Genomic DNA, 17,375 nt, shown 5'->3' on the forward strand with positions numbered 1-17,375 from the left:
TCCCCCTTAATAAAAAGAGATCCTGCTTTGTATGAATGAAACAGGATCTTAAACTAATTAACTTCTTTATCATTATACTTAAAATACATCAGTAAATTGCAACGTTAAAATTAAAATACCTAATCCCCATACGTAATACGCGAATACTCTTAAGGAGTGACGTTTTAAATATTGAATCATCCATGAAACGGCTATGTAACCGAAAAACGCAGCTGATAACGTTCCGACAATTAAAGATGTACTAGAAATAGATTCTGCTTTCCCTTGAAAAACATCTACAAATTGCAAAATGATAGCTCCGACAATAGCTGGCGTTGATAATAAAAAGGAAAAGTAAGCAGCAGTTTCGCGGTCTAACTTCCTCCATAACGCAGCGACGATTGTCATACCAGAACGAGAAATTGCTGGGAAAATAGCAGCCGCTTGAAATGAACCGATGATAAATGCGTCTTTATATGTAATGTCGTCCATTTTTTTACGACCATTCTTTTGTTTATCCGCCATGTAGAGAAAGAATCCAGTCACTAAAAACTCCCAACCAATCGTAATACCTGTTTTTGAAATATCCTCAAAAAAGTCTTTAAATAACAATCCGATTACAACTGCGGGTATCGTTCCGACAATAAGTAGTAGCATTAGTTTTGATAATGGATTTTTGATTAAATATATAAATTCTTTTTTGTAATAAATAAACAACGCAAGTAAAGTGCCAATATGCAGCATCGTATCTAAAAACAATCCTGCTTCATCTAATTGAAACAAATGTCTTCCTAAATAAAGATGTCCTGTACTACTTATCGGTAAAAACTCTGTTAAACCTTGTATAATCCCTAATATAAAAGCTTCTAACCAATTCATGATGGTCCCCTTTCTTGTTTGCTTGTACCAATATATGAAGGGTAAATTTTTGATATGAAAAAAACTATATTTCTCTATGAATTTACTTTTATTTTATGGATATATATGTAAAAGGAGGTGCGAAGGATTACTATGTGGCAACATACGAAATTAGGCAATATATTACTGTGGATAGGACCTATTCTTGTGTTCGTTGGGTTATGTATGACAAATGTTATTTCTGATATTCCTTTCTTTGAGGGAAAACATAAAACGATTGGAATTGTACTTATATGTATAGGTGTATGCTGCTTTATTGTTGCAAATCATTTGAAAAAAGGAGAAAAATATGAGGACTAATTTTAAATAAAAAACAATCCCAGTATGTGTGCTAGGATTGTTTTTTTATTACTTATTTATAGAATACTTTATCAACGTTATATTTTGCTTTGTATTCATTAATGATATATGTTTCGTAAATTTCTCTTTCTGTTGGATCTTCTACGATACATGCATCAATGCGGTATACTTCATCACGGTGATTTTTAATTGGTGAAACATTGTCTTCAAAATGCTTCTTAATACGTTGTCTAATTTTACGAGCCTTACCTACGAAAAGAAGTTCGTCATTAATATTGTAAAACATAAAAATGCCGCCTTTATCTCTAGGGAACAAGTGGAAATCGATAAAACCATTAATTGGAGTGATTATTGGCTCGTCTCCTTTAATAACTTGTTTACGTTCAGTAATTGAAACATCAGCTTCAGGAATATTAATTTTAATCAAGTTCATTCACGTCCTCTTTTATTATAAAGATAAATAATAGCATACATATGTAAGAAAAGCTACGCTAAGAGGCATATTTCATTTTATAATTCAAATATTATAGGTGTATCATGTAAACTCTTCTTCCAAATCATATGATCACTTGATTCTCCCCAGTAATCCTTTAGTACATAACTAGGCTCTCCAAACTTCTTCGTCCATATACTTTGCGCTTTTTTGTAGCCACTATCTAAACAGAATTCTGTTATTCCTCTGCTAAGTAACGTAAGAAACATTGTGTTTAGTAGCAAACTTCCGATACCCTTTTTTTGATACTCTGGCAGTATAAAAACAGTTCCTATTTCATACAAATCCTTAAGTACATCGCCTGTACAACTATTAATCAACGTACTTGCTGGACCAACTTCAATTGTTCCAATGATTTTATCGTTATTTGTATCAATTGCTAATAAAAAGTAACGTTTTTCTCCATTACTATCAAAATCTGTTTTCAAATATTGCTTTTTCATGTTAATTTCATTTTCTATGTCATCCAATAGTTGTGATAATCCTTCGTCTTTATATGTATTCGTAATAACTATACGGAAAAATAAGTGTAGTTCCTCTAAATCATCCGAATTTGGTCTCCTAATTGCAACGTTATACATGTTTTAAGTCTCCATTCTATACAAGTGTTAAAACCATACTCTATATACTCTATTCAACAATATTCTACAAAGCCCTGCATAGATCCAGCAGTATAGAAAGCTCAGTATAAATATTGATAAAATAATTTTTATATCCATAGTTGTATAAATAGTAGGACCAAGTACTGGAAAACGGAAAATATCTAGAACAATCATAATTCCTATAAGTAGACAAATCGAAGAAAAGGAAACAACCCAAATTCTCCTCTTGAATTGTATAAAGGAAAGTCCTAAGGCTATACCTAATAAACCTGTAGTAAAGGGGAAAACAATTAGTTCACTTGGCTCAATAATAAATAATAGGAGAATAGTAAGAAGATAAGAAAGTACTCCCTCACGAATAGAGTAGCAAATAGCCAAAAAAATTGGTAATGTCGCAAATGGGCTAATGAATAACCCTATACCAGGAATTAAGTTACCTGCTGCTTGAAACATGGTGGCCAAAGCACTCATTAAAGCTGTAATGACTAGCTTATTTGCTAGGGACAATTTTTTTGTATGAACAAAGTTCGCATCATTCTCTATCATAAGTTGACACCAATAACGTACAAACCGATTCATCAAAATACCCCCTAAAGATATCTAATTTATCACTTTCTATCTTATTCATACACTATTGGTTTATGAGCTGCTTTCTACTTGTTATGAGTTACTATACAAAAAAGTTTTTAGGGGGATAAATTGTACGTTTTAAAACAAAGTGAATTCCTTGTATGATTAAACTACGAGTGTATATCGTATTAAGGAATAATTTCAAATATGGTACCTTTGTTAAAATCAGTTACTTTCATAGAACTGTAAACTCCTAAATATAACCTAGTTTGATCCAAATTTGTTCCTAAACTCATATAATAAGCTGCTTGCGTGCCAAAATCATAATTGGTTTCAATAACATGAAAGTCAGTATGTTTACCGTCTGTACCAGCTTTAGTATATGCTAAAACACCCTTTACTGGTGGCCGAGAATCTTCTTTCCTAGCAAGGTCAGTAAATACAACACTACCATTTAAATTGGGGATTGCAGTTCCCATATATGGCTGAACGCCTGTTAGTGAAGTTCCAGCAAACTTATCTGGTCTGGAGTCTTTATGAAAATAACTAATTAGTGGTTGAATACGCTTTGCAGATAATTCTATTGTTTCATTATAATAAGCCATTGCCCTCTCATCCAAAGTAGGATTCTCAGAACAGTGCCTTATAAAAGAAGTAGGTAATTCTCCTTCCCATCCCCGCCAACCAAAATTAATAAATCCAACTTGATTGGGAGTGAATCTCATTACATGCATTTGAACAAGTTCGGTAACCGGTATTGGTTTATATTGAACAAATGAAAAAATAGATTCTACAATATCTTGTCCGACATTACCTGCATATTTAATATATTGGTTATAAAACCTTTGGAATGAAATACCGGTTATATTGCGAACCCCTTTCGCAATTACTGTAAGTGTTTCTTGTATTGATAGAGGAAGTTCATTAAAGCGTGTAACGACTGGAGGATTATTTATGACTGTATCTCTACTTACATCGATTTCAATTATTTTACCCGCTATTTCTAAATCATCTTGGCTTAAATTAAACGGATCATAACCTGATCCACCATCTCCATTTGTAAAAACAAGTTTTCCTGTTTCAGGAGAAAAATTTAAAGTATTTACTCCATTATGATTAAAAAATGGACGTTTTATATTAAGTAATGTTCTGCGTTTTTGAGGTTGACCGTTTGATTGTAAAATCCATTCTTCAATTGTATCGATATGATCATATTGCGTATTTCTATTAACCCACTTTAAGTTTAACGTTTTAGGATCACAAGGATTCGGTTTAAATTGTTCAGAAAGTGCACCAGGTCCTTGAGTTCCAGCTACTGAATAATGAAGATAAAATAAACCGTTTTGATAAAATCGAGGATGAAATGCTAGTCCAAGCAATCCACGTTCATCATAGCCGCTACTAGCAACACCTTCTTCAAATGTACCTAATTTAATAATTCGCGGACGAATATTTAAAAATGTTTTTATGACTCCGTCTCCTATGTAGAAAATCTCCCCTAATTGAGTTGCAATAAATAGTCTTTCAGCCGATTCACCTGGAAGAATAGCTGTTTTTATTACAGTGGGTAAATTTATGTGATGAACAATGGGTCGTAAACGAACCTTCACTTTTGTCAATTAACTTTACACTCCTCTATATTCTTTTTAATAGAAGAATATGATTAGAGTGATCTTATTAGTATTAAATAAGTTTAATTCCTTTTTATTACAATTTTGTATATAATATCATTATAAATAAACTAAGGAGCTACTTATGACAATTTTACTACAAATCATCTTACCACTTATAATTGCACTATATTTATTTACCCTCTATCGTAATACAACTATTAGAAAAGCCGCTTTTCTTTTAGCAGTCATTATTGGGATTTATGGATTAGAGAACATTTTTCAGCATGCTAATCTAACAAATCATGCTATTTATCCATATTGGGGCAGCTTGAAGGCTGTTGTTATTATTTTATCAGTCGTATTTCTATTTAAAAAAGGTAGTTTAACAGGAAAATATTGATTTATAATGCTGTACATATTTTCTTATTAGACTGCTTTTATTTTATAAAAAAAGAAATGTTTATGTAAAAACACGAAGGGATGTGTTACATATGTCTATAAATATTATTTCTATAGTTTCTATAATAATATGGATTGTGTTGATTACAGAACTTATAAAACCTTCAAAAGAACAGAATGGACGAAAAATAGTAATGTTATTAACTGCTGGTTCCGCATCAACACTTATTTTAACGGTTTCATTTATTCAAAATATCTCGTTTTGGAATTGATAGTGATATAACTAACAAAAATATGTATACATAAAAAAGATTAGGACCGTACATATTAGACATATCTAAAATGTACGGTCCTTTTGTTTGCTAGTGGTTCACTTATAAGTATGTGATTCTTTTACAATTCGAATTTCTTTTTAAGTTTCTTATATTTTCTATACGAATGTCTAACAATGTTTAACATAAAATACGGTATTTTAACATCGAAAGGCAATTTATAAATGAAAGGTAAATAAAATGTAAAATATGCCTTTTCTAGGTCTCTCCACTTACTATCTTCTTTTGCTTTTAAGAAATCAGATACATCGACTACATAACCTCTTCCTTTTTCCATCATCACATTTTTCCCGTGAACATCACAAGGAGTTAATCCTTGTTTTCTTGCATACTCTAAAGCTTTATTGATATCAAGGATCACCTGTTTAGGAATTTTAATCCCCTTATGAATAGCATCGTATAAGGTAATTTCTTTTAAACGTTTCAATACTATGAAATTTTCTCCTTTATATATAAGCTTTGAATAAGAAGGATGATTTCCGATTCTGCGGTATACTTCTGACTCTTTTTCAATTCCTTCCCCTTCTCGCGCATAAACTTTCACTACCCAATCTTTGTATTCTTTGTGCATGAATACTGCAGCATAATTACCTTTTCCTAAACAAATCCAAAGTCTAGGAATATCTTTAACTACTACAGGCTCGAATTCATCCTCACTTCTTATACTTACCTCTTTTAATAATTCGTCCTTTATTAATTCCACAAAACTATTTATACTCATCATTTCCACTCCGGTTTTGCTAAAAGGGGGTCCACCCACATTTTAACGAAAATATACACTAAGCGAATTTTAGCATAAAACGAGTCATCTTTCTTCTTAAAAATAAAAAGAGGACTTGTTCTATTTGAACTGTTGAATACTTAATATGTATTCCGCTATTCATAGTCAAAAACCGTACAACATAAAAATATTTCTAACTATTTTCATTTTTTAGAGGCGACTGTATAAAGCCTTTCTTAGTGCAAGTGCTCTTAGTTTATTGGCCATGCCAAATCCATATTTGATTTTAAAAAACGACACTAAGAAAAAAACCTTGTTACAAATGTAGTGTAGCAAGGTTTTTTTAAATTATTGAATTCTTATTTCACTAATATCTTTGTTAGCTAACACTTTTATTGTTTTAATAGTCTTTTGTTTAATTCCCACAATGCTGTTTTGTTGCTATCCCATTTCAAAAGCGTTACTGCTTCCTCAAAGCATAACCATTTATAATTGAAGTGTTCTTTAGATAATGAGATGTTTTTTGTAGGGACTTTAACTCCAAAAGAAAACTCTTTTATTACATAAACCTCATCTCCCCAAAGGAATTCTCCAACCACATCCTCTACTGGTAGTGAAGACACAGAATCTAATTGTATATATGAACATTCACTTGTAATACCAGCCTCTTCAAACGCTTCCCGTTTTGCTGATCCAATAGGAATCTCACCGTCTTCTCCGCCACCAGCTATCCCTTGCCAATAACCATAATCACTTCGGTTGAAAATCGCATATTGAATAGAATCGTCAGTTTTTATATAAGGAAATATCAATACTTGATATGGTGCTCTCATTGCTTAACCTTCTCTCGAAAATATATTTTAAATAAATAAAAATAAAGAGCCGACATCACAATTCTACATTAATAATGCAGGTTTATGGTGTCGGCCCTCTATTTTTAAAGAATTTTGTTTTTCATAAACAGGCTTACTCTTGACGAAGGAAAAATACTTATTCCCTGTCGAATTCGCTTAGCATGTTTTTTTTCTAAATGTTAGCAGTACCCCATATTATTCAATTGCCCCAGAAACGTCATAATCATTTAAATCTAATTCAATTAGTTGTCCCAGAGCTAATTTAGCAAGTTCAGACCCTAAATATGGACCTGCAGTTAAACCTGAAGCACCTAATCCGTTCGCAACGAGAATACCTTCAAAATTAGGGAGCGGACCAATAACAGGTAAGAATCCAGGCGTAAATGGTCTGAATCCAACTCTCGTTTCAAGCATTGTAGCATTTTCTAATCCAGGTGCAACTGTTAATGCTTTATGGAAAACTTCATGTAAACCACCAGCCGTTACACGGTGATCGAAACCAGTATCATTTTCATGTGTTGCACCAATTACGACATGGCCATTATCGAATGTTAAAATGTATTGATCATTTGGCGGCATAACAACTGGCATATTTTCTGTTGCTGTATTTTCCATTTGCAGGTGAACAATTTGTCCTTTTTGGAACGTAACTAAGAAATTAATTCCTAAAGGGTTTAAGATTTCGTTTGCCCATGCACCTGCAGTTACAATAACCTTTTCTGTTAAAATTGTTTCATCGTTTACTTTAACTCCAGTAATATGGTTACCTTCACGGACTAATACTGCATCGCCTTTTATAAAAGTTGCACCATGTTTTTTCGCAGCGCTTATTAATGCGTTGCGTAATAATCTTCCATTTACTCGTGCAGCACCACTAATATGAACAGAACTATATTCTTCTGATAATGCCGGGAATAATTTTTTCGTTTCTTCAGCTGATAAACGCGTAATTTCACCAATCTCTGGTGCATCTTCACGTCGTTTATAAGCTCGCTCTTCCATTTGATCTAGTTTTTTCTCATCAGTATGTAAACTAATTGCACCTACACGGTTGTAACCTGTATCCGTTTCACCGTCTTCTTCTAATTGCTGAATTAACGAAGAATAGTAACGTGCACCGCCTTTAACAATTTTATACCATGCTTTATTACGACGTTGCGAAAGCCATGGACAGACAATACCTGCTGCTGCATCCGTTGCTTGACCTACTTGTTGACGATCCACGATAGTAACGTTCGCGCCAGCCTTAGCAAGATGATAGGCAGTAGACGCTCCTAAAATTCCAGCTCCAACTACAATATACGATTTCATTTCAAACACCTTTTCTCTTTTACTAATTATATAAATATAAGAACATTTCTTAGTATAATGGAAGGAATACTTTTTTCAATGTACTGATCGCAATTAATTGTTGCATCATTGTGACTTTCCTAATCTTATTTTTTCTTTTTGCGGAATAAATCAATTGTTTTATAGCCTTGTGATAGAACCTCAATCATTTTTTCAAAACGTTTTTCACGTGTTTTTTCTTGTTTTACAGAAAAAAGATTACGTGCCCAATCTTTTTTGTATCCAGGTGTTAAACTTTGATAAAACTTAAGTTCAGTTGGGTGATTAGCTAATAAAGCTTCAACATCTTGAATTCGATTTGCATAATCAGCTACACATTGGCTCATTGCAGGCGTTTTCGTCGCTTTTTTCTTTTCACGTTTTAAACCTACAACAGTAAAGACTTCATCCATACTTACCATTCGTGCAAATTTAATATCGCTTTCTCCCACATAACCATCTTCTCCAACGTTTAATGCCGGAAACATCTCATCACGGTGAATAAAAGTACTATAACGAGCATTACCTTTTTTCGGATATGCGAAGAACACGTAACCTTTTTCAATTAGTAATTCTTCATTACTAATAATAAAATTCGTTTGTTTCACCATTTCATCAAGTGTTTCTACAAAAATAAAAATGGCATCGTGTTCTTTTGAAAATACAGTTTCTTTCCCTGTAAAAACTTCGTAATCACTTGGTTCATTAATAACAACCATATTCGTATACTTATTAAGTTTCAATTTATCGATAATTGACATAAAAATCTTCCTTTACATTCAAAATTCATTGTTTATACTTTTTCATACTGTTCTAGTGTATTATATCTATTAAGAAAATCAAACTTTAACAGTTGTTTTAGTTAAAAATGTCACTTCATTAGCTTCTACGATTTCTTTATTCTTTTTCTATACATAAAAAAGAGACTAGACTCAATTTTAAGCCTAGTTAATATATCACCGTATTTCCCTCTTGCATTTCTATTTATTAATCCTCTACATTTACTCCGACTCTAATCGCTGTATCTATTTGTTGATTGTATGCTGTTACTTTTTGAAAAGGATTATGTATTAAAATAGGCGTTAAATCATACACTCCTTTTTCTTTGTTTATAGGAATTTGAGATTTTACAGTATAAACTGTATTTGGTTCTAAATCATAAAATAATACATCTTTATTATCTATAAATTTCATCTGCTTCCAATCAAAGAATTGTACTAATGCATATTGTTTTCTTGTATTACTATTATTTCCAACCTTCGTATAGAAATTTAGTTTTTTTTCATTAGTAACTTCTTGAGTCAACCATCTTTTGTAATTATTTTCTTTCGCAATAAAAACACCATCTAAAATATCCTCTGTTTTCTTTTCTCCGTAGCTATTAAATTTAACCTGATTATTTACATGCTCATCCCCTCCTACTACTATACTGAATCTTACAAATAGAAGATTTGATGAATCTGTTTGTTTTCTAAATTCTTCATCCAATATCTTTTTATCTGGGAATTTAGCAATAACAAAAGTTATATCGTGTAACCCTTTTGGTAATGGGGGAATTTCTATAGGGATTTCCACTGCTTCTCCCGCCCCTACTTTAAAGGTGAAGTCTTTTGCTAACTCTCTATCATCAACTTTAAATTTATTTTGCTTATAATCCACAAGAAGAAACATCTTATAAACTCTTTCAGTTTTAATTAGATTTCCTAAAGAAATAAATTTTTTAAGACTTTGATTTGCTTCTATATTAAAGTTGAAATCTTTCTCAATTTCTCCGTTTAGATTATATATTCCTAAATTAATTCCTCCAGATTTGGTAAAAGGCAATTTATCTCGATTTAATGTACTTTCAATAGTTGATTTAAAAGTAGTGCTATCTAATGAAATTCCGGAAGAATTATTAGTTTGTTTCTTATCTTTTGTACAGCCAGTAGACAATAATAACATTGGTATTACTAGTATATATACTAGCCTGTAGTGACCCATTTCATCACCTCTAACATAAAATTTATACATTTGATTAGAAGAAAAACTTTAAAATCAAAAATTAGTAAAATGGCCGATTCTGAATAAGAACCGGCTATTTGTATATTCACAACTCAATAGCAAATAAAGTATATAAAAGCTCTCTATATTGATCTTCTGTAATTTCACGTTTCGCTTTTTCACCATGAATCATTTCAGTTAAACTAGTATTCGTTAAAGAGACATGGCCAGATTCCGTCAATTTGACTGCAATTGGTCCTTTATTGAAAATAGATTTCTCATCTTCTACTACTCTTTTTTGAACATCATTCACTACTGCCTCATCAATGATACGATTATAAAAAGCATGACATACTTTCCACTCACCGTTCGTATCTTTTCTTTCTAGAACGTAATTCCCTTTACTCGTATCTTTTCGTCTCACTCGATACGTACCATTTTTAGAAGAAATAGACTCACCAGTAAAAGATACAGGAACTAGAGGTACTAAAGAAGCAATACCTACATCAATTACGTATCGTACGTTATCATAATTTAGAATAATCGTTATATGTCCATCCTCGAGTGCCCAAGCGTTTATATCATTTTTATATACGGTACCTAATGCGAGTTGTACATCATAACCACAATCTTTTAAAAAGTAGTAAAAAAGAGTATTTAATTCATAACAAAGTCCACCGCGGGATCTAGTTAAAATTTTATCCTTTAAATTTTCCATAGTAATTGCATTCGAATTACGTGATATAACATCTAAATTCTCAAATGGTATAGTGTGTGCAAATGCAAAGAGAATTGTATTTAATTCTTCAAACTTCACTTCAGTACGCTTTGCAAGATTCAATCTTGTAAAAAGCTTATGTTGTAGACTTGTCATAGTCAGCACCCCTTAAAATGTATAAGTTAAAATAGTATATGCTGATTGTAAATTTGAAGGAGTACTGAAACAATGTACATTTCGTTTAACTGTACCGGTACAAAAAGTCTAACTCACGAGATTACTTAAGATAAGAAGCTACGAATACAAGTTTAATAGTTTGTCTATGGATAAATTATTATGATCACTTAAATCAACAAAATACTGAAGCTGCCACATTTGGCTCTTTTTAGCTTGCTTGCTAACAGGGCTATCCCAGATCGGATAAATCCTCATAGCCATCTTGCCTTTTTGATTTTGTGTTCTCAAGATTTTTTCCTTAAGAAGAATCTCTTTAGGGAAAATAAATTGTCCTAGTTTATTATCATCTATACAAGTGATAACTAATAAGTCAGGAGCAGCGTCATAAGAAAACGCTTGATTTTGCACATTGTCATCTTTCTCCCAAAAAGAAACAAATTGACCAATTTTATTAGGAGTAATTTTTGATTTTCTAAAACGAATGGTTTTATTATTTAAGTGGAATAAACATCCTGCATATTCTGCGTTTTGCTTTTCTTCTTTTACATTCGTAATCAGTAAATTGTTAGGTTTGTAAATTATATTGTTTAAATTTCGTATCGTATCATTATAACTGTTCAAGAAAACTCCCCCTTTATTCATTTCTTAGTTTAACACAAACATCAGTTCTTATATGTTATAAATAATAAGGGATGTGAAAAAGAGGGGAATTTTAATGGGGTATTATTATTACTTTAATGTACTTAGTTTTTCAATTGCTTGTTGTTCAGTTGCTAAGTAAAAAATATCTTTACCTTTATTACATTCATAAATAAAATCCTTTAAGCTTTTACTAGTATACATAGAGAAATCTCCAACAATAGCAAATTTCACTTTGTAGTTTATAAACTTTTGAAGGATATCGCCCGCAAGACGTGTTTTTAGATCAAAGAAATCTTCACTTATTAAAGATTTATGGATAATAATATGCTTCGCATCTACCTCATATTGAACAGTTGCCATAGTATCTAATGCAGATTGAACATCGGATATTAATACCTTATCATTTCTAATGACCGCAATATTGATTCCATCGATTACTACTTTCTTTATTTCCATAGTCCCACCCCTTTATAATTTATACAGTATGAATAAAATTGTTTTACAAAATTGCCTCTGTTGTTTATTTTAAATATATATTTTTTTATTACTAATACGGTCAATGAAATTAATTTTACTTGTTAAAAAAAAATTGTGGCGTAACATAACTTAACAAGCTATTCAAAGTGTTAATCTCGGCATATGGTTGTATTTTGGTAGTATTCTTGATTTTCTGAGGGTTAAACCACACACCTTTTATATTTGCATTTTGAGGACCAGCAATATCCTTTTCTAAGTCATCCCCAACAAATAAAGTATTTTCCGGCTGTAAATTTAGCTTATTTAATGCTAGTTCGAATATACGTTTATCAGGTTTACTAAATCCCACTTCTTCAGAAATAATGACCGTATCAAAGTAATTGTTTAACTTCGTGTTAATTATTTTAGCCTTTTGCCTTTGAGTTGAGCCATTTGTTATAATTCCAACTTCAAAGTGCTTCTTTATATGATTTAAGAAATGAATAGTATTTTTGTCTATTGAAAAACATTTAGGGAAATTATTATTCCAAAAATCTTGGATATAATTGCGTGGCAATCTATACTTCGGCGGGAATTCATCAAACAATGATTCTAAAACTATCGTTTTATCACTCATGCCGTATTCCCTTTTATCGTATTCTTTGAATTTCTGTAACATGTTGTTTTTAACTGTATCACTAACATCCTCATAACACTTTTCTAAAACAAATAAAAACAATGTGTCTACTGCTTTATCCCTATCAAGTAATGTATCATCTAAATCAAACAGCATCGCTTTATAACCCATCAAATCATTTCACAACCTTTCTAGCATTATATAAATCTCTCCAAGTTTGTACCTTTAAACTTTTGGTTTAGCAAGAACATTGTTATGTAGTGATTAACGATTAAATAGAAACTAGATGAAAGAAATCCAAAGTTCTTGGCACACACTCTAGTATTATGGTAGCTTCTTCTATATTGAAATTCCTTTTCCTCTTTTGGTAAAGAAGCAAAAGTATATTTTCGCAAATTTCAAGAAACTACATACAATTCACATTATTATACATTAGTTTTTCGTAAATATTAATCGTACATCAATTCATACAATAAGTTTTTTAAGCAATTATTTCTCCATAAAAAAAGTAATATAGCTAATAATACTTTTTGCTAGTAAACGTTCTATGAACTTTCCTATTGTAACTCCACATAAACTCCAGATTGTACGGCTATAATGACTACCAGAGGTGATATTATGAAAAACTATCATATCCTCGTGGTTGAGGACGATCAAGAAATTCAGGAATTAATTAAACAATTTTTAATGACACAGCATTATACAGTGGTAGTCGCTTCAGATGGACTAGAGGGTATGACACAATTTAATAAGCAATCATTTGATTTAATTCTTCTAGATGTCATGATGCCCAATCTTAATGGGTTTGAAGTTTCTAAAATGATTCGAAGTCAGTCAAACGTACCAATTATTATGCTAACTGCGTTGGAAGAAGAAGAAGATCAAATGAAAGGATTCGATCTTGGGATCGATGATTATATAACAAAACCCTTTTCATTTCATGTTTTGATTAGACGAGTCGAAGCTGTACTTAGAAGAAGTTATGATAAAAATGTAAATAGTCATTTGATATTTAAAGAAGTGCGTATCGATGTGGATGCATATAGAGTATATGTAAATGACGTTGAAATTATATTAACGACAAAAGAGTTTGAAATTCTACAACTACTATTTCAAAATGAGAGAAAAGTACTTACAAGAGAAAATATCGTAGAGAAAGTTTGGGGTTACGATTATTTTGGAGAAACACGAATAATTGATACACATATTAAAAACCTACGCAAAAAATTAGCTATCCCTTATATTAAAACAATAAAGGGTATTGGTTATAAAATTGATGAATAGTATTGTGAAACTCATGAAAATGAAGCAAATTACTTATAAACTCTTTATGACTACATCTCTCATTTTGTTATCCTTTGCAGTATTGATTTATTTAACTTTATACTTCTTTCTCCCTACGTTTTATGAGCAATATAAAACAGATCAACTTCAAACAGGGATAAACGAAATCATTGATAAGTCTAAAAATCTTACGTTTCAAGATGCGATACCACTTTTTGATGAATACGCCAAAAAAAATAATGCGATGCTTTATCTTCAAAATAAAGAAGGAGTAATTATTTACTCTCCTTCATTTTCTTTTATTCAAAGTGGTACGCAAAAAACAGTAGTTACTAAAGCAACACGATTCGAGAATGCAAGTACCCTTAGCAATTCATATAACGTTACGAAACCAATTCAATTCCAAGATGGTAGTTTAACGCTTATAGTCTTTGCTACATTTCAACCGATTGATGAAGCTTCACAGGTTTTAGTGCGCTTTCTCCCTTATATTAGTATCATTGTGCTCGTTATTGGTATAGGGAGTGCTTATTTTTATTCTAGGTTTATTACAAAGCCACTTATTTATATTAATGAAGGTGCACAAAAGATGGCAAATTTAGATTTCTCCGAAAAAATTGAGGTTCGCTCTACAGATGAGCTAGGAGAATTATCTAATAGTTTAAATGACATGTCTATTAACTTACAACAAGCTATGTTTGATTTAAAAAAAGCAAATGAACAATTAAAAAATGATATTGAAAAAGAAAGAGAAATAGAAACAAAACGCAGAGAGTTTTTTGCGATTGTAGCACATGAATTAAAGTCCCCTCTTACTGTAATGAAAGGATACTTAGAAGGGATGATATACAATATTGGCCCTTATCAAAATCGCGATCAATATTTAAAGAAAAATCATCAAATTATTGAGAGTATGGAACAATTAGTTCGTGAAATTTTAAGCGTATCGAAATTAGAACAACACACCTTCAAACTAAAAGTAGAGGAAGTTAATCCTTCAAAGTTAATAGGTACAATCACAAAAGATCTCGAATTTTTTGCTTCTCAAAAAAGCATCGAAATAATAAAAGAAATTGATTCTGATCTTTCTATTTATACAGATTGTGCTCTTTTAGAAAAAGCATGTAAAAATATTATCCATAATGCGGTTATGTATTCACCACATAATGAAAAAGTCTATATAAAGTTAAGCGAGAATTCTAAACAAGATCAAATCGAAATACAAATTACAAATACAGGTGTCAATATTAAAGATGAAGATATACAACAAATTTTCAAACCATTTTATCGTATTGAAAAATCAAGGAATCGAAATACTGGAGGAAGTGGTTTGGGGCTATATATTGTTAAACAAATTCTTGAAACGCTAGATATAAAGTATTCAATAAAAAATATGGAACATAGTGTGCAATTTTGCATAAGGATTCCATTATCAAGACCAAAAACAAACAACCTCCCCTCTTAGTAGGACGAGTTTGTTTGTTTTTGTAGTAACTATAGACTTATCAGGAACTAATAGGCTGGCTTTTCGTTTTAAATGAAACGATATTCTTGTTTACGATTCTTTAATATACAATCATCATAGGCACTCTTCGCAGCCTGAATTTGCTCTTCTTTTGTATTTCGGTGTATTAAAGCATCCTCTACAATTGCAATTTGATTATCAAACATTTCGTGAAAATCTATTTCACAATCCATTGATTTTGTGTATCTGAGAAAGTAATTTTTCAGTTTCAAACCCAATGATATTAAAGTCATCGATTTATTGTATATTAAATAAAAAGTACAATCCTTTCCGATAATTATTCAGTAAGAGTTGTACCCTTGGTATAGATTTATCTGTAATTATTATGAATGGGTTGAAACAAATCCTCGTGGCTAGTTCGAACAACAGAAAAATTATCTACATTTAATTCTTGTTGTACATCAATAATACGCAAGGCATGTTTCAATATAAAAACTCCTTTATGTAACATATTTATGTTATCCATAGCTTTTCTCATTTTTACAATCATAATGTCGTCATCTAGTATTTTTAGAAACTATTTCACTATAAACTTAATAAGTAATATTGTTATAAACTAATAGGACAGACACTATTCGACAGGGCTCTAGGTCTTTTAACAAGTTCTCCTTGGCAATTAGGACATACATTGTTCATTAATTTTGTACACTCCTCACAAAATGTACATTCATGTGTACAAATAAAGGCTAATGATTGCGCCTCAATCTTCTTATTGCATTTCTCGCAATGTTTTCTCATCTCAAGTCCCATTTCAATTCCTCCAATAACATTATTTTCATGATATACTTAAAATTATAAATTTTAAATAATTTTGTTTAAATACAAATTATGAGTTATTTCATCTGGTAAACTTAAAAATTTAATTTATTATACGTATTTTACATTAAATAAAAAGGAGTTATTGAGAATGGATCACATTGACCAAAAAATTATATATATACTGCAAGAAGATGGACGGGTATCTATGACTGAGCTCGGAAAAATGGTTAACTTATCGACACCTGCTGTAAAAGAAAGAGTTAAAAAGTTAGAAGATAAAAGTATAATTACAGCCTATAGGGCAGTTATAAACCCAGAAAAGTTGAATAAGAATGTAACGGCTTTTGTATTGTTTGAATCAAAAAAATGTAAGCAATTCAGGGATTTTTGCAAAGAAAATCCCATGGTTTTTGAGTGCCACAGATTAGCTGGACAATATAGTTATTTGGTGAAAATAATCACTGAATCCGTGCATCAATTAGAAGAATTTATCGATGATTCTATGGAGTTCGGCTATCCATCAACTTTAATTAACTTATCATCACCAGTTCAATATAGAAGTATTTCTTAATCTGGGATTTCAAGGATTTTTACGTCATGCTGCGTATAGCAATTGAACTAACATAAAAAAATATAACGGACAAAACAGGCTATTCTTTCTATACAATAATAGGAAAGAATAGCTTTTTCAATAAATTGAAACCACGCTAAAGAATAATAAGTGTTCACATTTTGAATGTAGTAAATACATTTATGACACTATCCGATTTTGATGTTTTAATATGGTAATGCTTCATCCCTTTTGCTTTTTTATGCTATAAAATATGGTTGTGTTTTACTCTCCAAAGGGTTGAATCCTAGTTTTCAAGAGAGAAAAACGGATGAACTTTAATCCCCTTCTTCTAGTTTGCTACGATGAAATCTAGGTGTGTTTTCCACGCTAAAAAATTGATGCAGCCTCGCCCTAACGGGATAGTTTCTTGTCTTTATTAAGTTCATTCTACTTGTTTCATTTGTGTTTGGTATTGAATATATAGTTGCTAGAATAAACTGGAATAGATCTAATAAAACATAATAATATTTG

General features: G+C 31.2%; 22 protein-coding genes. 6 read left to right on the top strand and 16 right to left on the bottom strand.

The window, feature by feature from the left end; all coding sequences use genetic code 11:
* Positions 1–78 precede the first annotated feature (78 nt).
* Positions 79–858: an undecaprenyl-diphosphate phosphatase gene (locus ATN06_RS13555; protein WP_060631069.1), complete on the bottom strand. Its 780-nt coding sequence runs from the start codon at positions 856–858 to the stop codon at positions 79–81.
* Between the two features lie 132 nt (positions 859–990).
* Here ATN06_RS13555 and ATN06_RS13560 point away from each other — a divergent pair, with 132 nt between their 5' ends.
* Positions 991–1,197 (top strand): hypothetical protein, encoded by a 207-nt coding sequence (locus tag ATN06_RS13560; RefSeq protein ID WP_060631070.1) that lies wholly within the window; start codon positions 991–993, stop codon positions 1,195–1,197.
* A gap of 52 nt (positions 1,198–1,249) precedes the next feature.
* Here the strand turns inward: ATN06_RS13560 and ATN06_RS13565 are convergent, their stop codons facing one another.
* The 4 genes from ATN06_RS13565 to ATN06_RS13580 form a co-directional block, all read right to left on the bottom strand.
* Entirely contained in the window at positions 1,250–1,630 is a 381-nt protein-coding gene (locus tag ATN06_RS13565; protein WP_001048941.1) for a nucleotide excision repair endonuclease, read from the bottom strand.
* Between the two features lie 77 nt (positions 1,631–1,707).
* Positions 1,708–2,271, bottom strand: a complete 564-nt coding sequence (locus ATN06_RS13570) for a GNAT family N-acetyltransferase (RefSeq protein ID WP_060631071.1) — start codon at positions 2,269–2,271, stop codon at positions 1,708–1,710.
* A 27-nt stretch (positions 2,272–2,298) separates the two neighbouring features.
* The gene (locus ATN06_RS13575) at positions 2,299–2,871 is read right to left on the bottom strand and encodes a hypothetical protein (protein ID WP_060631072.1); all 573 of its coding nucleotides are present in this window, start codon (positions 2,869–2,871) and stop codon (positions 2,299–2,301) included.
* 179 nt (positions 2,872–3,050) lie between these two features.
* On the bottom strand, positions 3,051–4,481 hold the full coding sequence (locus tag ATN06_RS13580; RefSeq protein WP_060631073.1) for a PQQ-dependent sugar dehydrogenase: 1,431 nt from the start codon (positions 4,479–4,481) through the stop codon (positions 3,051–3,053).
* A 136-nt stretch (positions 4,482–4,617) separates the two neighbouring features.
* Here ATN06_RS13580 and ATN06_RS13585 point away from each other — a divergent pair, with 136 nt between their 5' ends.
* Together ATN06_RS13585 and ATN06_RS13590 are read left to right on the top strand one after the other, a co-directional pair.
* On the top strand, positions 4,618–4,875 hold the full coding sequence (locus ATN06_RS13585) for a hypothetical protein (protein ID WP_060631074.1): 258 nt from the start codon (positions 4,618–4,620) through the stop codon (positions 4,873–4,875).
* Positions 4,876–4,966: 91 nt separating this feature from the next.
* Positions 4,967–5,146: a hypothetical protein gene (locus ATN06_RS13590; protein ID WP_060631075.1), complete on the top strand. Its 180-nt coding sequence runs from the start codon at positions 4,967–4,969 to the stop codon at positions 5,144–5,146.
* Positions 5,147–5,267: 121 nt separating this feature from the next.
* On the opposite strand, the gene ATN06_RS13595 is transcribed toward ATN06_RS13590, so the two are convergent.
* From ATN06_RS13595 to ATN06_RS13635, 9 genes are all read right to left on the bottom strand, one after another.
* Entirely contained in the window at positions 5,268–5,927 is a 660-nt protein-coding gene (locus ATN06_RS13595; protein WP_060631076.1) for a protein kinase family protein, read from the bottom strand.
* A gap of 392 nt (positions 5,928–6,319) precedes the next feature.
* Positions 6,320–6,760, bottom strand: a complete 441-nt coding sequence (locus tag ATN06_RS13600) for an NUDIX hydrolase (RefSeq protein ID WP_060631077.1) — start codon at positions 6,758–6,760, stop codon at positions 6,320–6,322.
* Between the two features lie 216 nt (positions 6,761–6,976).
* Positions 6,977–8,092 (bottom strand): NAD(P)/FAD-dependent oxidoreductase, encoded by a 1,116-nt coding sequence (locus tag ATN06_RS13605; RefSeq protein ID WP_060631078.1) that lies wholly within the window; start codon positions 8,090–8,092, stop codon positions 6,977–6,979.
* Positions 8,093–8,217: 125 nt separating this feature from the next.
* On the bottom strand, positions 8,218–8,871 hold the full coding sequence (locus tag ATN06_RS13610) for a YdeI/OmpD-associated family protein (RefSeq protein WP_060631079.1): 654 nt from the start codon (positions 8,869–8,871) through the stop codon (positions 8,218–8,220).
* A gap of 226 nt (positions 8,872–9,097) precedes the next feature.
* Entirely contained in the window at positions 9,098–10,093 is a 996-nt protein-coding gene (locus tag ATN06_RS13615) for a hypothetical protein (RefSeq protein ID WP_060631080.1), read from the bottom strand.
* A 106-nt stretch (positions 10,094–10,199) separates the two neighbouring features.
* The gene (locus tag ATN06_RS13620; protein ID WP_060631081.1) at positions 10,200–10,967 is read right to left on the bottom strand and encodes an arylamine N-acetyltransferase family protein; all 768 of its coding nucleotides are present in this window, start codon (positions 10,965–10,967) and stop codon (positions 10,200–10,202) included.
* Between the two features lie 138 nt (positions 10,968–11,105).
* Positions 11,106–11,630, bottom strand: coding sequence for a MepB family protein (locus ATN06_RS13625; protein WP_088116186.1), 525 nt, complete (start codon positions 11,628–11,630; stop codon positions 11,106–11,108).
* An 87-nt stretch (positions 11,631–11,717) separates the two neighbouring features.
* Complete coding sequence (locus ATN06_RS13630) at positions 11,718–12,086, bottom strand: DUF4180 domain-containing protein (RefSeq protein WP_000403460.1); 369 nt, start codon at positions 12,084–12,086, stop codon at positions 11,718–11,720.
* Positions 12,087–12,201: 115 nt separating this feature from the next.
* A complete protein-coding gene (locus tag ATN06_RS13635; protein WP_060631083.1) occupies positions 12,202–12,894 on the bottom strand; it encodes an HAD family hydrolase in 693 nt (230 codons plus the stop codon).
* A 447-nt stretch (positions 12,895–13,341) separates the two neighbouring features.
* On the opposite strand from ATN06_RS13635, the gene ATN06_RS13640 reads away from it, so the two are divergent.
* Positions 13,342–14,007, top strand: coding sequence for a response regulator transcription factor (locus ATN06_RS13640; RefSeq protein WP_060631084.1), 666 nt, complete (start codon positions 13,342–13,344; stop codon positions 14,005–14,007).
* Positions 14,000–15,472 carry a sensor histidine kinase gene (locus ATN06_RS13645; RefSeq protein WP_060631085.1) on the top strand — a complete coding sequence of 491 codons (1,473 nt, stop codon included), beginning with the start codon at positions 14,000–14,002 and terminating at the stop codon, positions 15,470–15,472. Before ATN06_RS13640 ends, ATN06_RS13645 begins: the two co-directional genes overlap by 8 nt.
* 68 nt (positions 15,473–15,540) lie before the next feature.
* Here ATN06_RS13645 and ATN06_RS29225 read toward each other — a convergent pair whose 3' ends face one another.
* Both ATN06_RS29225 and ATN06_RS13655 read right to left on the bottom strand, forming a co-directional pair.
* Positions 15,541–15,678, bottom strand: coding sequence for a hypothetical protein (locus tag ATN06_RS29225; protein ID WP_003274441.1), 138 nt, complete (start codon positions 15,676–15,678; stop codon positions 15,541–15,543).
* A 403-nt stretch (positions 15,679–16,081) separates the two neighbouring features.
* Complete coding sequence (locus tag ATN06_RS13655) at positions 16,082–16,282, bottom strand: DUF1272 domain-containing protein (RefSeq protein WP_000522150.1); 201 nt, start codon at positions 16,280–16,282, stop codon at positions 16,082–16,084.
* 157 nt (positions 16,283–16,439) lie between these two features.
* Here ATN06_RS13655 and ATN06_RS13660 point away from each other — a divergent pair, with 157 nt between their 5' ends.
* Entirely contained in the window at positions 16,440–16,862 is a 423-nt protein-coding gene (locus ATN06_RS13660) for an Lrp/AsnC family transcriptional regulator (protein ID WP_000349584.1), read from the top strand.
* The last annotated feature ends 513 nt before the right edge of the window (positions 16,863–17,375 follow it).

This window comes from Bacillus thuringiensis, assembly GCF_001455345.1.
In the GTDB taxonomy this organism is placed as follows: Bacteria; Bacillota; Bacilli; order Bacillales; family Bacillaceae_G; genus Bacillus_A; species Bacillus_A thuringiensis_N.

What these genes read in the sequence shown, in the direction of transcription:
- ATN06_RS13555 (WP_060631069.1), bottom strand. Translation starts at nt 858, where the DNA reads ATGAATTGGTTAGAAGCTTTTATATTAGGGATTATACAAGGTTTAACA.
- ATN06_RS13560 (WP_060631070.1), top strand. Translation starts at nt 991, where the DNA reads ATGTGGCAACATACGAAATTAGGCAATATATTACTGTGGATAGGACCT.
- ATN06_RS13565 (WP_001048941.1), bottom strand. Translation starts at nt 1,630, where the DNA reads ATGAACTTGATTAAAATTAATATTCCTGAAGCTGATGTTTCAATTACT.
- ATN06_RS13570 (WP_060631071.1), bottom strand. Translation starts at nt 2,271, where the DNA reads ATGTATAACGTTGCAATTAGGAGACCAAATTCGGATGATTTAGAGGAA.
- ATN06_RS13575 (WP_060631072.1), bottom strand. Translation starts at nt 2,871, where the DNA reads ATGAATCGGTTTGTACGTTATTGGTGTCAACTTATGATAGAGAATGAT.
- ATN06_RS13585 (WP_060631074.1), top strand. Translation starts at nt 4,618, where the DNA reads ATGACAATTTTACTACAAATCATCTTACCACTTATAATTGCACTATAT.
- ATN06_RS13590 (WP_060631075.1), top strand. Translation starts at nt 4,967, where the DNA reads ATGTCTATAAATATTATTTCTATAGTTTCTATAATAATATGGATTGTG.
- ATN06_RS13595 (WP_060631076.1), bottom strand. Translation starts at nt 5,927, where the DNA reads ATGAGTATAAATAGTTTTGTGGAATTAATAAAGGACGAATTATTAAAA.
- ATN06_RS13600 (WP_060631077.1), bottom strand. Translation starts at nt 6,760, where the DNA reads ATGAGAGCACCATATCAAGTATTGATATTTCCTTATATAAAAACTGAC.
- ATN06_RS13605 (WP_060631078.1), bottom strand. Translation starts at nt 8,092, where the DNA reads ATGAAATCGTATATTGTAGTTGGAGCTGGAATTTTAGGAGCGTCTACT.
- ATN06_RS13610 (WP_060631079.1), bottom strand. Translation starts at nt 8,871, where the DNA reads ATGTCAATTATCGATAAATTGAAACTTAATAAGTATACGAATATGGTT.
- ATN06_RS13615 (WP_060631080.1), bottom strand. Translation starts at nt 10,093, where the DNA reads ATGGGTCACTACAGGCTAGTATATATACTAGTAATACCAATGTTATTA.
- ATN06_RS13620 (WP_060631081.1), bottom strand. Translation starts at nt 10,967, where the DNA reads ATGACAAGTCTACAACATAAGCTTTTTACAAGATTGAATCTTGCAAAG.
- ATN06_RS13625 (WP_088116186.1), bottom strand. Translation starts at nt 11,630, where the DNA reads ATGAATAAAGGGGGAGTTTTCTTGAACAGTTATAATGATACGATACGA.
- ATN06_RS13630 (WP_000403460.1), bottom strand. Translation starts at nt 12,086, where the DNA reads ATGGAAATAAAGAAAGTAGTAATCGATGGAATCAATATTGCGGTCATT.
- ATN06_RS13635 (WP_060631083.1), bottom strand. Translation starts at nt 12,894, where the DNA reads ATGGGTTATAAAGCGATGCTGTTTGATTTAGATGATACATTACTTGAT.
- ATN06_RS13640 (WP_060631084.1), top strand. Translation starts at nt 13,342, where the DNA reads ATGAAAAACTATCATATCCTCGTGGTTGAGGACGATCAAGAAATTCAG.
- ATN06_RS13645 (WP_060631085.1), top strand. Translation starts at nt 14,000, where the DNA reads ATGAATAGTATTGTGAAACTCATGAAAATGAAGCAAATTACTTATAAA.
- ATN06_RS29225 (WP_003274441.1), bottom strand. Translation starts at nt 15,678, where the DNA reads ATGTTTGATAATCAAATTGCAATTGTAGAGGATGCTTTAATACACCGA.
- ATN06_RS13655 (WP_000522150.1), bottom strand. Translation starts at nt 16,282, where the DNA reads ATGGGACTTGAGATGAGAAAACATTGCGAGAAATGCAATAAGAAGATT.
- ATN06_RS13660 (WP_000349584.1), top strand. Translation starts at nt 16,440, where the DNA reads ATGGATCACATTGACCAAAAAATTATATATATACTGCAAGAAGATGGA.